This is a genomic window from Ciceribacter ferrooxidans (assembly GCF_004137355.1).
GTDB lineage: Bacteria > Pseudomonadota > Alphaproteobacteria > Rhizobiales > Rhizobiaceae > Allorhizobium > Allorhizobium ferrooxidans.
The window spans coordinates 1-15,064 of sequence record NZ_SDVB01000238.1 but is presented as its reverse complement, the minus strand read 5'-3'; the positions used below and the strand labels follow the sequence as shown (position 1 = coordinate 15,064).

The 15,064-nt window shown below is 64.2% G+C and carries 13 protein-coding genes; 11 read left to right on the top strand and 2 right to left on the bottom strand.

Translation table 11 applies throughout. The features are described 5' to 3' along the window. Positions 1-85: 85 nt before the first annotated feature. Positions 86-1,627, bottom strand: a complete 1,542-nt coding sequence (locus EUU22_RS10985) for a sigma-54-dependent transcriptional regulator (protein WP_129332043.1) — start codon at positions 1,625-1,627, stop codon at positions 86-88. A 261-nt stretch (positions 1,628-1,888) separates the two neighbouring features. On the opposite strand from EUU22_RS10985, the gene EUU22_RS10980 reads away from it, so the two are divergent. The 11 genes from EUU22_RS10980 (at position 1,889) to EUU22_RS10930 (ending at position 13,751) form a co-directional block, all read left to right on the top strand. Next, positions 1,889-3,745 carry a M3 family oligoendopeptidase gene (locus tag EUU22_RS10980; RefSeq protein WP_129332042.1) on the top strand — a complete coding sequence of 619 codons (1,857 nt, stop codon included), beginning with the start codon at positions 1,889-1,891 and terminating at the stop codon, positions 3,743-3,745. Continuing rightward, the gene (locus tag EUU22_RS10975; protein ID WP_129332041.1) at positions 3,742-4,923 is read left to right on the top strand and encodes an aminodeoxychorismate synthase component I; all 1,182 of its coding nucleotides are present in this window, start codon (positions 3,742-3,744) and stop codon (positions 4,921-4,923) included. Before EUU22_RS10980 ends, EUU22_RS10975 begins: the two co-directional genes overlap by 4 nt. Next, positions 4,908-5,537, top strand: a complete 630-nt coding sequence (locus EUU22_RS10970; RefSeq protein ID WP_129332040.1) for an aminotransferase class IV family protein — start codon at positions 4,908-4,910, stop codon at positions 5,535-5,537. Before EUU22_RS10975 ends, EUU22_RS10970 begins: the two co-directional genes overlap by 16 nt. Next, a complete protein-coding gene (locus tag EUU22_RS10965) occupies positions 5,538-5,822 on the top strand; it encodes a YciI family protein (protein WP_129332039.1) in 285 nt (94 codons plus the stop codon). It begins immediately after the preceding gene. Positions 5,823-5,835: 13 nt separating this feature from the next. Next, positions 5,836-6,780, top strand: coding sequence for a heme-dependent oxidative N-demethylase family protein (locus EUU22_RS10960; protein ID WP_342635420.1), 945 nt, complete (start codon positions 5,836-5,838; stop codon positions 6,778-6,780). A gap of 117 nt (positions 6,781-6,897) precedes the next feature. Beyond that, positions 6,898-8,343: a homospermidine synthase gene (locus tag EUU22_RS10955; RefSeq protein WP_129332038.1), complete on the top strand. Its 1,446-nt coding sequence runs from the start codon at positions 6,898-6,900 to the stop codon at positions 8,341-8,343. A gap of 188 nt (positions 8,344-8,531) precedes the next feature. Next, positions 8,532-8,894 (top strand): outer membrane lipoprotein Omp10, encoded by a 363-nt coding sequence (gene omp10, locus EUU22_RS10950; protein WP_129332037.1) that lies wholly within the window; start codon positions 8,532-8,534, stop codon positions 8,892-8,894. 278 nt (positions 8,895-9,172) lie between these two features. Then, positions 9,173-11,017, top strand: a complete 1,845-nt coding sequence (locus EUU22_RS10945) for a 5'-nucleotidase C-terminal domain-containing protein (protein WP_129332036.1) — start codon at positions 9,173-9,175, stop codon at positions 11,015-11,017. 131 nt (positions 11,018-11,148) lie between these two features. Next, positions 11,149-12,183 (top strand): ferrochelatase, encoded by a 1,035-nt coding sequence (gene hemH, locus EUU22_RS10940; RefSeq protein WP_129332035.1) that lies wholly within the window; start codon positions 11,149-11,151, stop codon positions 12,181-12,183. A 92-nt stretch (positions 12,184-12,275) separates the two neighbouring features. After that, on the top strand, positions 12,276-13,289 hold the full coding sequence (locus EUU22_RS10935) for an SPFH domain-containing protein (RefSeq protein WP_129332034.1): 1,014 nt from the start codon (positions 12,276-12,278) through the stop codon (positions 13,287-13,289). A gap of 3 nt (positions 13,290-13,292) precedes the next feature. Then, entirely contained in the window at positions 13,293-13,751 is a 459-nt protein-coding gene (locus tag EUU22_RS10930) for an NfeD family protein (protein WP_129332033.1), read from the top strand. Positions 13,752-13,758: 7 nt separating this feature from the next. Here EUU22_RS10930 and EUU22_RS10925 read toward each other — a convergent pair whose 3' ends face one another. Further along, positions 13,759-14,754 carry a KpsF/GutQ family sugar-phosphate isomerase gene (locus EUU22_RS10925; protein WP_129332032.1) on the bottom strand — a complete coding sequence of 332 codons (996 nt, stop codon included), beginning with the start codon at positions 14,752-14,754 and terminating at the stop codon, positions 13,759-13,761. Between the last annotated feature and the right edge of the window lie 310 nt (positions 14,755-15,064).

Here is a 15,064-nt window from a genome sequence, read left to right as displayed (position 1 = left end):
ATAGTGAACGCTTGTCTAACAAGTGATTTACTGCTGGTAACGGAATATATTTACCCGAGCGTTAACGGGGCTGCATTGACCTTGCTCAAGCTGCATCCTTCTGCGGGTTGTCCGGATCGATTCCGTAGTCCCTGAGCTTGCGATAGAGCGTCGAGCGCCCGATTCCGAGCTTTCTCGCGACCTGGCTCATCTGGCCACGGTAGAATTTGAGCGCGAAACGAATCAGTTCCTCTTCGACCTCCGCAAGCTTGCGGACATTGCCGCTCTCGTCGGTGCTGACGATCACATTCGCCCTCGCTGCCACATTTGCCGCGGCGGCGGAGAGCGCGGCCGACGGGGCGTGCCCTGATTCGGCCACGAACGGGGAACCGGATATCGTGCCTGGCGGCTCGCTTGCGGCAGGTGGCGGGGTGCGCGTAAGCGAGGTCGCAAACGGCCCGCCGCGACCCGGAAGCTGCGCGGCGACCTGCGGGAAATCCCGCTCGGTCAGTTCGCCGCCCTCGGCGAGAACCACCGCGCGGAACACGGCGTTTTCGAGTTGCCGGACATTACCCGGCCAGTCGTAGGCGGTCAGCAGCGCGAGCGCGCCCGAGCCGATGCCGAGCGGCCGCTGGAGACGCTGCTCGGCGGAAAACCGTTCGGCGAAGGCGCGTGCCAGGTGGACGATGTCCTCCTTCCGGCGGCGCAGTGCCGGGACGGTGATCGGGAAGACGCTGAGGCGGTAGTAGAGATCTTCGCGGAAGCGGCTCGCCTTGACCTCCTCGATGAGGTCCTTGCTGGTCGAGGCGATGATCCGGACGTCGACCTTTTGGGGACTGCGGCCGCCGGCAGCGACGATCTCGCCTTTCTGAACGGCCTCGAGGAGCTTCGCCTGGGCGTGCAGCGGAAGGTCGCCGATCTCCTCGATGAACAAGGTGCCGCCGTCGGCCTCCTTGAACTTGCCGATGAGGCCCTCGTCGGCTCCGTCCTGGTCGGGACGCCCGAACAGCACGGCTTCGATGGTCGCGTGCGGGATCGCCGCACAGTTGACGGCGACGAACGGCCGGCCGGACCTCTCGCTTGCGGAATGGATGGCGCGGGCGAGCATTTCCTTGCCGACGCCTGCCTCGCCCTCGACCATGATCGGGAGGTGCGACTGGACGGCGCGACGGCCGAGCTCGAGCACGCGCGCCATGCCGGCGCTTGCCGCGGTGATGTCGCTGAACGAGACCGAGGCAGAACGTCCGCGCTTGAGCGGACGGCCGGAGACATCGCTCTCATGCAGTTTCAGGGCATTGGACACGGCCGTGGCGATCCGTTCGAGAGAGGTCGGTTTGACCACGAAGTCGAATGCGCCGGCGCGCATCGCCTCCACCGCCAGGTCGGTGCCGCTTTCGGCCGTCTGGACGATGACCGGCACGTCGGAGCGCAGGCGGTCGAGAAACGACAGCACGGAGAGGCCGTTCCCCTCCCCCGACTTGAGATCGAGCAGCACGGCGTCGATCTCGCCGCGCATTTTTCTCAGGACTTCGAGGCCCGCCTGATCATTTTCGGCCACGTGCACGGCATGACCGCGGCTTTCGATCACGGCCTTCAGCGAACGACGCTCCTGCGGATCGTCGTCAATAACGAGAATGTGTGCTGTCACTTTTCGAGCTCCCCGGAATCATTCCGACGCATCATGCGTTTGTGAACCTTCGAGCCCCGAGGCTGCCGGAGAGGCTTGAAAATCCGGTTTTCAAAAACATTCGCATTTTAGCGAATCGCGTTTTTGCACAGGTTGCCCCGTGAAACCGGGCCGGAGGCATGCCTTCTGCGGGCAAATTTCCGTCGCGATGTACGGTTTTCATCGGGCGCCGACTGCTCTAAACCTGACCCCCAATCGCCTTTGAAACGGAAGGACTGCCCCATGCGCCCACACCGGACCCCCGCCATCGTGCTCGCCGCCGAACCCGCCGTGGCCGCCGAGAGCGCGCCCGCACTCGGAACGCTGCCGGTCTGGAAGCTCGAAGATCTCTATCCATCGTCGACCTCCGCGGAGTTCACGCGCGACCTCGAAAAGGCGGAGAAGGACACGCTCGCCTTCGAAGCGAAATGGAAGGGCAAGCTCGCCGAAGCGGCGGCCGCCACCGGCGAACAGGGGATCGGTGCCGCGCTCGGCGAATACGAGGCGCTCGACGACCTGCTGGGCCGCCTCGCCTCCTATGCCGGCCTCACCTACTACTCGGACATGACGAACACCGCGAACGGCAAGTTCTTCGGCGACGTTCAGGCGAAGCTGACCGATCTTTCGGGACACCTCCTCTTCTTCACGCTCGAACTCAACCGCATCGATGACGCGGTCATGAACGCCTGCATGGACCGGGACCCGGCCGCCGGACACTACCGGCCGTGGATCGTCGACCTGCGCAAGGACAAGCCCTTCCAGCTCGAGGACCGGATCGAACAGCTCTTCCTCGAAAAGTCGATGACGGGCGCCGGCGCCTTCAACCGGCTCTTCGACGAGACGCTGGCGAGCCTCCGCTTCACCATCGACGGCGAGGCGCTGCCGCTCGAAGCCACTCTCAACCTTCTGCAGGATGCCGATCCGGAACGCCGCAGGGTAGCGGCGCTCGCGCTCTCGGCGACCTTCAAGGAGAATATCCGCATCTTCGTTCTGGTGACGAACACGCTCGCCAAGGACAAGGACATTTCCGACCGCTGGCGCGGGTTCGAGGACATCGCCGACAGCCGCCACCTTTCCAACCGCGTCGAGCGGGACGTGGTCGATGCGCTGGCAAGCGCGGTCAAGGCCGCCTACCCGCGGCTCTCGCACCGCTACTACGCGATGAAGGCGAAGTGGCTCGGCATGGACACGCTCAATTACTGGGACCGCAACGCCCCGCTTCCGGAAAGCTCCGACCGCGTAATCCCCTGGGACGAGGCGAAGGAGACCGTGCTTTCCGCCTATGGCCGGTTCGCGCCGGAAATGGCGGCGATCGCCGGCCGTTTCTTCGATGGCGGCTGGATCGATGCGCCGGCACGGCCCGGCAAGGCGCCGGGCGCCTTCGCCCACCCGACGGTGCCCTCGGCCCACCCGTATGTCCTGGTCAACTACCTCGGCAAGCCGCGGGACGTCATGACGCTCGCCCACGAGCTCGGCCACGGCGTGCATCAGGTGCTGGCCGGCGCGCAAGGCGCGCTGATGTGCCAGACGCCGCTGACGCTCGCCGAGACCGCCTCGGTCTTCGGGGAAATGCTGACCTTCCGCGCCCTTCTCGACCAGACGAAGGACCGGCGCGAACGCAAGGCGATGTTGGCGCAGAAGGTCGAGGACATGATCAACACGGTCGTCCGCCAGATCGCCTTCTACGAATTCGAGCGCAAGGTGCACACCGCCCGCAAGGAGGGCGAACTGACGGCCGAGACCATCGGCGAACTCTGGCTGTCGGTACAGGCCGAAAGCCTCGGACCCGCGATCAGCATCTCGGAAGGCTACGAGACGTGGTGGGCCTATATCCCCCACTTCATCCATTCGCCCTTCTATGTCTACGCCTATGCCTTCGGCGACTGCCTGGTGAATTCGCTCTATGCGGTCTACCGGCAGGCGGAGGCGGGCTTCCAGGACAAGTATTTCGAGCTCCTGAAGGCCGGCGGCACCAAGCACCATTCCGAACTCCTGAAGCCTTTCGGCCTTGACGCCACCGATCCGTCCTTCTGGGCCAAGGGCCTGTCGATGATCGAAAGCCTCATCGACGAACTGGAAGCGCTCGACGACACTCCATGACGACGCCCGCCGCATCGCCGGCCGAGGCCGGCCGCTATGTTCTATTCCGCGACGACACGCGCGGCGAATGCACGGTCTTTGCCGCGCCGTCGGAGATCATCGTCGCCCATGACGCCGACGGCTTCTTCCCCGCACTTGCGCGCCTCGATGAGGCCCACCGGGCCGGCAAGTGGCTCGCCGGCTTCTTCTCCTACGAGGCCGGATACCTCTTCGAGAAGAAGCTCGCGCCGCTCGCCGCCGAAAATCGCGAAACGCCGCTCGTCTGCTTCGGCGTCTTCGATGCACCGGCCGGCGACGATCACCCTCTGGCGGCGCCCCGGCAGCGGAAGGAGAATGCGCCCTTCATCACCGAGCCGCACGCGGCCTGGGATTTTCCGTCCTATCAGCGCCGCTTCGACCGGCTGCACCGGCATCTGCGCGAGGGAGATTGCTACCAGGCGAACCTGACGATGCCGATCCGCGCCCGCTGGGACGGCGATCCGCTCGCCGCCTTCTGGTCGCTGATCGAGCGTCAGCCGGTACGCTACGGCGCGCTCGTCGATCTCGAGGGACCGGTCATCCTGTCGCGCTCGCCGGAACTCTTCTTCGCCGTAGACAAGGGCGGTTTCATCGAGACCCACCCGATGAAGGGGACGGCCGCCCGCGGAAAGACGTCGGCGGAGGATCGCGAGATCATCGCCGCCATGCTCGCCGACGAGAAGACCCAGGCCGAAAACCGGATGATCGTCGATCTGCTGCGCAACGACATTTCCCGTATCAGCGAGGTCGGAACGCTCTCCGTGCCGAAGCTCTTCGAGATCGAGACCTATCCAACGCTGCACCAGATGGTGAGCCATGTGCGCGCGAAGCTCTCGCCCGGCATCACCATAGCCGACATCTTCGCCGCGCTCTTTCCCTGCGGGTCGATCACCGGCGCGCCGAAGATGCGCGCCATGGAAATCCTGCACGACCTGGAAGTCGGGCCGCGGGACGTCTATTGCGGCGCGATCGGCTACATCGACCCGGCGGGGCCGATGCGTTTTTCGGTTGCCATCCGCACGCTTTCGCTTTTCAAGAACGGAGAGGCGATCTTCAATGTCGGCGGCGGCATCGTCTTCGATTCGAACGCCGGGGCGGAATACGAGGAATGCCTGCTGAAGGCGCGATTCGCGGTAGGGGACCAATGGATTTCTCGCTGATCGAAACCATGCGGTGGCAGCCGGGCGAAGGCTTTCGGCGGCTCGACCAGCACCTGCGGCGGCTGGCGCGCTCTGCCGACGCGCTGGGATTTCGCCAGCCGCAGAACGTCGAGGCCAAGCTCAAGGCGCTGAAGACTGGTGATAAGCCGCTGCGCGTCCGGCTCACCATGAACTTCCGCGGACAGGTCGAAGTGACGGCGACACCCTTCGAGCCGCAGGCGCCCGACACGGTGTGGAAGGTGCGCATCGCCATGACCCGGATGGATTCCGAGGATGCCCTTTTCCGCCACAAGACGACGCGCCGGGAACCCTACGAGGCCGCGAGAGCGGAATTCACGCCCGAAGAAGCCGACGAGGTTCTCCTCCTCAACCAGCGCGGCGAGGTCTGCGAAGGCACGATCACCAATGTCTTCGTCGAGGATATCGGCGGGCAATTCATCACGCCGCCGCTGTCGAGCGGACTGCTGCCGGGCATCCTCCGGGCCGAACTGATCCGCGAGCGCAAGGCCCGCAGCTCGCTGCTGCGTCCGCAGGACCTCAAGGACCAGCCGTTCTTCGTCGGCAACTCCCTGCGCGGCCTGATCAGGGCCGAACTCATCGAAAGCGACACCTGAATGCTGATACTCTCGCTCACCTACAAGAAGAGCCTCGAAGAAGCCGACCGCTTCATGGATGAACACCTCGCCTGGCTCCAGCATGGCTACGAGCGCGGCTGGTTTCTCGCCTCTGGACGCAAGGTGCCGCGGACCGGCGGCGTCATTCTTGCGACAGGCGACCGCGCCGAGATCGAGGCTTTTGCCGCCACCGATCCCTTCGTGACGAATGGCATCGCCGATTGCGAGGTCACCGAGACGCTGCTGACGACGGCGGCGCCCGGTTTCGAAATCCTGAAATCCTGAGGGAGCGGCGGCCATGGAGATGACCACCACGACATCCGCCAGGCCGCCCCGCACTCCCTATGACGGCTCGTCGACGCCCTTCACCATCGGCCTGCGCCCGCTCGACCTCCGCCGCTGGACCGAGCCGGACGAACAGCTCGCAGGCGAGCTTGCCGAGAAACGGCGCCTCTTCGGCCTTTATGCCGACGAGATCTTCATGGAAGCGCCGGACACCCGTGCCGGTCAGCAGGAATGCCTCGACCTGCTCTCCGACTACCTTCAGCGGGAACATGGAGAGATCTACCGCCGCTCCGGCAGTGTGATGCACGTCGCCGGCCATTCGGTCGACCTTTCCGACGCGGCGATGCCGCCGCTTCTGCGGGCGGGTTTCCTGGTGCAGGACGATCTCGTCCTGATGCGCCGGCGCGAGAACGGCTGGCAGATTGCCGCCGCCCATCTCTCCTTCCCCTCTTCGTGGTCGCTGAAGGAGAAGTTCGGCCGCCCGATGGAGGAGGTTCACGCGGCCGTCCCCGGTTTTCAGGCCGGCACGCGCAATGCCACGCTCGTCAATCGCATCTTCGACGGTCTCCATCCAGACCAGCCGGCCGAACGGTTCAACTGGTCGATCAACTGGCGCCACGCCCTTTTCCATCCGCAGACGGCGAAGCTTCCCGTCGAACCTTCGTCGACGGCAGTCGCGGCGGACAGGGCGATCGTCAGGGTCGAACGGCAGACCTTGCGCAAGCTCCCGGTCTCCGGCGACATCGTCTTCACGATCCGCATCTATCTCGATCCCATCCGCGCTTTCGCCACCCATCCGGCCGGCGCCGAGCTCGCCGCAAAGCTGGCCGAACAGCTGGAGGCGCTCACCGCGGCACAGGTGAACTACAAGGGGCTTGCCGAAAAGAGGGACGAACTCGTTTCCTGCCTGCGCGGCGACATGTTCCCGGCAAACAAAGAGAAGAACGGCGCCGCCTGAGGCCTCTTTATTGTGTCAGTAATTTATGATCTAGAGCGTTCCGAGAACCGGAAAGGCCGTTGCAGCGAGGTTCTGCAGGCGCCCGCGCGGTCGACTGCGCATCTGAAGGAGAGTGGAATGAGCAAGCAAGATTATCCGGTTCACGCAGAGATCACAGGCCCAATCGTGATGATCGGCTTCGGCTCCATCGGCCGCGGCACGCTGCCGCTGATCGAACGTCACTTCAAATTCGACAAGAGCCGGATGGTCGTCATCGACCCGCGCAACGACGAAGCTCCCCTGCTTGCCGAGCATGGCGTCCGCCACATCCAGGCGCATGTCACCAAGGACAACTACAAGACCTTGCTGACGCCGCTGCTGACCGACGGCACCGGCCAGGGCTTCTGCGTCAATCTCTCGGTCGACACCGGCTCGCTCGATCTCATGAAGCTCTGCCGCAAGCTCGGCGTGCTCTACATCGACACCGTCGTCGAACCCTGGCTCGGCTTCTATTTCGACAAGAACATGAAGAATGCCGACCGCACCAACTATGCGCTGCGCGAAACGGCGCGTCAGGAAAAGAAGAAGAATCCCGGCGGCACCACGGCCGTCTCCACCTGCGGCGCCAACCCGGGCATGGTGTCCTGGTTCGTCAAGCAGGCGCTGGTCAATCTCGCCAACGAGATCGGTCTCAAGTTCGACGAGCCGGACCAGAACGACCGCGAAGGTTGGGCCCGCCTGATGAAGAAGGTCGGCGTAAAGGGCGTCCACATCGCCGAGCGCGACACCCAGCGCACGAAGCATCCGAAGCCGCTCGACGTCTTCTGGAACACCTGGTCGGTCGAAGGCTTCATCTCGGAAGGCCTGCAGCCGGCCGAACTCGGCTGGGGTACCCACGAAAAGTGGATGCCGAAGAACGCCAAGAAGCACAAGAAGGGCTGCAAGGCGGCCATCTACCTCGAGCAGCCAGGCGCCAATACCCGCGTGCGGAGCTGGTGCCCGACGCCGGGCGCGCAATACGGCTTCCTCGTCACACACAACGAGTCGATCTCGATCGCCGACTACTTCACGGTTCGCGACAAGGACGACGAAGTGACCTTCCGCCCGACCTGCCACTATGCCTACCACCCGGCGAACGACGCGGTGCTCTCGCTCCATGAGATGTTCGGTAACGGCGGCAATCCGCAGCCGGTGCTGCACGTGCTCGACGAGGACGAGCTGGTCGACGGCATCGACGAACTCGGCGTACTGCTCTACGGCCACGAGAAGAACGCCTATTGGTACGGCTCGCGCCTGTCGGTCGAAGAGACCCGCCGCATCGCCCCCTACCAGAACGCCACCGGCCTGCAGGTTTCCTCCGCCGTGCTCGCCGGCATGGTCTGGGCGCTCGAAAACCCGGAAGCAGGCATCGTCGAGGCCGACGAGATGGACTACAAGCGCTGCCTGGAAGTCCAGTCGCCCTATCTCGGCCCGGTCGAGGGCCACTACACCGACTGGACGCCGCTCGACGGCCGCCCAGGCCTCTTCCCCGAAGACCTCGACACCAAGGACCCGTGGCAATTCCGGAACATCCTCGTTCGCTGATCCAGGCAGTCCGGGGCACCCGCTCCTTGCCCGCCGCCTCGCGCGGCGGGTTTTCTTTTGCCAACGGTCAAGCGCCGGCGCTCGACGTTGGAAAACCGCGCAAAGGCGGATACTTGGCCTTGCTTTCACCATTTGTTGGCGGCATGGTTCCGGGTCAAGGCTGGCCCGGACTATGTGGGGAAACACGAATGAAAATCAGGAATCTCGGCGTTCTGCTGGTATGCGCCTCGGCGCTGTCGGCATGTTACTCCAGTGGCCCGCGCCCGATGCCACCGGTTCGTCAGGCGACGACCGTTGAAGGCACGTGGGTCGATCCGAACGGAATCACCTCCACCTTCTCCGGCGGCACGTTCAACACGCGCACGACCGATACGAACCAGCTCCTCGCTTCCGGCACCTACGCCAACATTTCGGATCGCCTGGTCGAGATCAACATGACCTCGCTCGTCCGCAACACGCAGTCGAAGGTCAATTGCGCACTGGTGACGCCGAACCAGCTGAACTGCACCTCCGACAGCGGTGCACAGTTCTCGCTCGCCCGCCGGTCCTGATCGCATTCCATTCTCGCAGATGAAGCGCCCGGGCCACCGGCCCGGCGTCGTTCTCGTGCGCCTTCCGCACCGCGGACCTCAAGACCACCCGTCTCTTCGCGCAACTGTCGCTTTGCCGGTTTACCACGTCTGTGTCGAGCGACGGGGACCACGCGCATTTGCTCTTGCGGTCGCAGGCACTTGGTGGAAACATCGCCGCAAAGTGTAGTCCTTTGAATACCGAGCGGAAATACGAACGGCGGCTGAAGAAGTAGGCCGCAGATATCAGGAGAAAACCGATGTTGAAACAATTTCGATTGGGCCTGTTGAGTGTGTCCGTGCTCGCCCTCTCGGCGGGCGCAGCCTTTGCGGATTTCGAGCTGAACATCCTGCACATCAACGACTTCCACTCGCGTATCGAGGCGATCAACAAGTACGATTCGACCTGCTCGGAGGAAGAGGCTGGCAAGAACGAGTGCTTCGGCGGCATCGCCCGCATGAAGACGGCGATCGACACCCGTCGTGGCGAACTCTCCGGCACCAACGTGCTGGTTCTCGACGCCGGCGACCAGTTCCAGGGCTCCCTCTTCTATACGACCTACAAGAGCGCACCGATCGCCGAGTTCATGAACGGCATCGGCTTCGACGCCATGGCGATCGGCAACCACGAATTCGACGACGGTCCGGAAGAGCTCGCCCGCTTCATCGCGGCGCTCAAGTTCCCGATGATCTCCGGCAACACGCTCGCCGGCCTCAACACGCCGATCGCCGACAAATACAAGCCCTATATCGTCAAGGAATTCGGCGGCGAGAAGGTCGCGATCGTCTCCGTGCTTGCAAGCGACACCGACGAAACCTCCTCGCCCGGCAAGGATGTGCTCTTCGCCGACGAGATCGGCTATCTGAAGGATGCGGTGAAGGAAATCCAGGCCGCAGGCGTCAACAAGATCGTGCTGCTCTCGCATGTCGGCTACGTCAAGGACCAGGAGATCGCGAAGGCCGTCGACGGCATCGATGTCATCGTCGGCGGGCATAGCCACACGCTGCTTTCGAGCACCGACGAGAAGGCTGCCGGCCCCTACCCGACGCTGGTCAAGTCACCGTCGGGCGTCGACGTGCCGATCGTGACCGCCTACGCCTATTCGAAGTATCTGGGCGACCTGAAGGTCGTCTTCGACGATGCCGGCGTGGTCAAGTCGGCCGAGGGTGCGCCGAAGCTCCTCGACGCTTCCGTCAAGCCGGACGAAGGCTATACCGCGAAGGTCGCGGAACTCGCAGGCCCGATCGACGAACTGAAGAAGAAGGAAATCGGCCAGTCGGCCGATGTCATCGACGGCTCGCGCGAGGTCTGCCGCGTCAAGGAATGCTCGATGGGCAACCTCGTCGCCGACGCCATGGTCGACCGCGTCAAGGATCAGGGTATCACGATCGCCATCCAGAACGGCGGGGGCCTGCGCGCCTCGATCGACGGCGGCGTCGTCACCATGGGCGAAGTGCTGACCGTGCTGCCGTTCCAGAACACGCTCGCCACCTTCCACTTGAAGGGCGCCGACATCGTCGCGGCACTCGAGAACGGCCTCGGCCAGATCGAGGAAGGTGCCGGCCGCTTCCCGCAGGTCGCCGGCCTGAAATACAGCTTCGACAAATCGAAGCCGGCCGGCAGCCGCGTGATCTCCGTCGAGGTCAAGGAGGGCGATGCTTTCGTCCCGCTCGACCCGGCCAAGACCTACGGTGTCGCGACCAACAACTACATGCGTGCGGGCGGCGACGGCTACAAGATCTTCGCGACCGCCGGCACCAACGCCTACGACTACGGTCCGGGCCTCGAAACGGTGGTGGCCGAGTACATCGCCAAAAACAGCCCCTACAAGCCCTATACCGACGGCCGTGTTGCGGAAGTCGCCGGCGCTGCACAGGCCCCGGCCGCAACGGCACCCGCGAAGGAAACCCCCGCACCGGCGGCTGCCGACGCGGCGGTTGCAACCGTCAAGACCTATTCGGTGGCAGCCGGCGACAGCCTCTGGAAGATCGCCAAGGAGCTCTTCGGCGACGGCATGATGTGGTCGAAGATCGCCGAAGCCAACAAGCTGAAGAACCCCGACTTCCTGATGGTCGGCCAGGAACTCGAAGTTCCCGCGAAATAAGCTTGCTTTCCTGCAGACATCTGGCCGGCCCGGGCTTCCCCGGACCGGCTTTTCTTTTTAGAAAAGGCTCACGCGCGCCGCGCTCACCCAATCTGCGAGGCGGCGACACAGGATCAGGACGAGCACAGACAATGACAGCCGATCTCACCCACCTGCCAGCCAACCACCCGCCCGTTCGCTTCGGAAAAGTCGGCGTTCTCCTGGTCAATCTCGGCACGCCGGACGGCACCGACTACGCCTCGATGCGGCGCTACCTCAAGGAATTCCTGACCGACAAGCGCGTGATCGAGTGGTCGCCGTGGAAATGGTATCCGATCCTCTTCGGCATCGTGCTCAACACCCGCCCGCAGAAGGTCGGCAAGGCCTATGCGGAAATCTGGAACAAGGAGAAGGACGAGAGCTACCTGCGCACCTATACCCGCAGCCAGTCCGAGCTGCTGACAGCGGCACTCCGGGACCTTCCAAACGTCGTCGTCGACTGGGCGATGCGCTACGGCCAGCCGTCCATCGCCACGAAGATCGACGCGCTGCAGGCGGCGGGCTGCGACAAGATCCTGCTCTTCCCGCTCTATCCCCAATATGCCGCCTCCACGACGGCGACCGTCAACGACAAGGCCTTCGAAAAGCTGATGGCGATGCGCTGGCAGCCGGCGCTGCGCACCGTGCCGCAATATCACGACGACCCGGAATACATCGACGCACTGGCGGTCTCGGTGGAAAAGACGCTCGCCGGCCTCGACTGGCAGCCGGAAATGCTGCTCGCCTCCTTCCACGGCATCCCGCAATCCTATTTCAAGCAGGGCGATCCCTATCACTGTTTCTGCCAGAAGACCGGACGGCTGCTGCGCGAGCGTCTCGGCCTGCCGAAGGATCGGTTCATGGTGACCTTCCAGTCGCGGTTCGGGCCGGAGGAATGGCTGCAGCCCTACACCGACAAGACCGTCGAGAAGCTTGCACACGAGGGCGTAAAACGGATCGCGGTCATCAATCCGGGCTTCGTCTCCGACTGTCTGGAGACGCTGGAGGAGATCGCCGGCGAGGCCGCGGAGAGTTTCCACGAGCACGGCGGCGAGAAGTTCGTCCACATCCCCTGCCTCAACGACAGCCCCGAAGGCATGCGCGTGCTCGAAAAGGTTGTGCGCCGCGAGCTGCAGGGCTGGGTCTGACGCACCTCCTCCCGGCGAAACCCGCTGTTGTTTCTTGCGCTTAACGTGCCGAAGTGATCAACTGCTACGACACCGTGTAGAGGAGGGCAGAAATGGGTCTCGCCGGTTCGGACATCGTCGTCATTGCACTCGTGGCACTCGTCATCCTGGTCCTGTTTGCCGGGATCAAGACGGTGCCGCAGGGCTTCCGCTACACCATCGAGCGCTTCGGCCGCTATACCCGTACGCTGGAGCCGGGCCTCAACCTGATTATCCCGTTCATCGAGCGGATCGGCGCCAAGCTGAACGTCATGGAACAGGTCCTCGACGTTCCGACCCAGGAGGTCATCACCAAGGACAATGCGAGCGTCTCCGCCGACGCCGTCGCCTTCTACCAGGTGCTGAACGCCGCGCAGGCGGCCTATCAGGTCGCCAATCTCGAAAATGCGATCCTCAACCTCACCATGACCAACATCCGTTCGGTCATGGGCTCGATGGACCTCGACGAGCTGCTCTCGAACCGCGAGGCGATCAACGACCGGCTGCTCAGGGTCGTCGACGAGGCGGTCGGCCCCTGGGGCATCAAGGTCACCCGCGTCGAGATCAAGGACATCCGCCCGCCGGCCGATCTCGTCGACGCCATGGCGCGGCAGATGAAGGCCGAGCGCGAGAAGCGTGCCCAGGTGCTCGAAGCCGAAGGCTATCGCAACGCGCAGATCCTGCGGGCGGAGGGCGCCAAGCAATCGGCCATCCTCGAAGCCGAAGGCCAGCGTGAGGCCGCCTACCGCGAGGCGGAGGCCCGTGAACGTCTGGCGGAAGCGGAAGCCAAGGCGACGCAGATGGTATCGCAGGCGATCGCCGCCGGCGACATCAATGCGATCAACTACTTCGTGGCGCAGAAATACACCGAGGCGATGACCTCGATCGGCACGGCCTCCAATTCGAAGGTCGTGCTGATGCCGATGGAAGCCTCGAGCCTCATCGGCACGCTCGGCGGCATCGGCGCCATCGCCCGCGAGGTCTTCGGCGAGGCAGCACCCCAACCGCCGCGGCCGCGCGTAAGCCCGAGCCGTTCGACACCGGCGGTGAACCCCTTCGCCGCAGACCGGCCGAGCGAGGAGAGCTGAGCCATGCTGATGCGCCTGATCAGCGAACTCGGCCCCTGGAGCTGGTGGCTCCTCGGCTTTCTTCTGCTGGCCGCCGAGCTGGCCCTGCCCGGCGTCTTCCTCGTCTGGATCGGGATTGCCGCACTATTGACGGGCCTCCTGTCCATCCTGCTCTGGACGATGGGCTTCTGGGTCTGGCAGCTGCAGTTTCTCGTCTTTGCCACCCTTGCTGTGGTCTCGACCTTTGCCGGCCGTCGCTTCCTGTCTTCCGGCGAACAGGCGACCGACGAACCGCTGCTCAACCAGCGGGGCGCGAGCCTCGTCGGGCGCACGGCGACCCTCCCCGAACCGATCGTCAATGGTCGGGGGCGCATCCGTCTCGACGACACCTACTGGCCTGTCATGGGGCCGGACCTACCGGCCGGCACCAAGGTGAAGGTGGTTTCAGGGACAGGACGGGATCTGGTGGTGGAGGCGGCCTGACCGGAGATCAGGCGACGCCGATCCGCAGCAGGTCGTGGAAATGCACGATGCCGAGCGGCGTGCGGTCCTCGTCGGCGACGAAGAGCGCCGAGATATTGTGCTGGTTGAGCAGGCCCATCGCGCTGGTCGCAAGCGTCGCCGGCGCGACGATCTTCGGATTGCGCGTCATGACGTCGTCGACGGTCAGCTCCGCGAGGTTGCGCGCGAGATGACGTGCGATGTCGCCGTCGGTGACAATGCCGCAGAGCGTGCCCTTACCGTCCACGACGCCGACGCAGCCAAAGCGCTTCATCGACAGCATGGTGATGGCGTCCGGCATCGAGGTGCCGAGCGGCACCAGTGGGATGCTGTCGCCGGTGTGCATGATGTCCGTCACGTGCGTCAGCATCGCGCCGAGCTTGCCGCCCGGATGGAAGGTGCGGAAATCGAGCGCCGTGAAGCCGCGCGCTTCGAGCAGCGCAACGGCGAGCGCGTCACCCATGGCAAGCTGCATCATCGTCGAGGTCGTCGGGGCGAGACCGTGCGGGCAGGCTTCCTGTTCTTTGGGCAGCAGCAACACGATGTCGGCTTCGCGCGCCAGCGTCGAGGTCTCGCCGGCCGTCATCGCGATCAGCGGAATGGAGAAGCGCCGCGAATAGGAGAGGATGCCGTGCAGTTCGGTGCTCTCGCCGCTCCAGGACATCGCCAGGATCACGTCGTCGCGGGCGATCATACCGAGGTCGCCGTGATTGGCTTCCACCGGGTGAACGAAGAAGGAGGGCGTGCCCGTCGACGCGAAGGTCGCAGCAATCTTGGAACCGATATGGCCGCTCTTGCCGACACCGCTGACGACCACGCGACCGGAAATGCTTCCGATCACCTTGATCGCGTTGCAGAAGGGACCTGCCAGGTATCCGGTAAGGGCACCCTGCAGGGCGTCCAAACCACTCTTTTCGGTTGCAACGGTGCGCAGGGCGGATTCGATAGCCCCGGCTTCGACAAGTTTGACGGCGCGCTTGATCATGGGCGACCCATACTGCTTTTGCCTTTTCTTGTCCACATTTCCGTGCCTGCTGCGGCTTTCGGTCCACATTCCTTGCACAACTTAGTGGCGTTGCAGCCACAGGGAGTGGCCCGGCACCGTGCTCCGGCGGGTGTGGTCGCAACCAAACGTTAACCACATGGCTTTACGTTTGGGTAAGCATTTTCAAGCGATCGCCGAGCCTGGACCCCATGAATTCAATCGCAAGAAGCGGAGCCGGAGGAAAGCGCCCGCGGGCCCCGCGCCTGTTGGCCGCCTGCCTGACCGCCGGCAGCCTTGCCGCCGCCGCCTC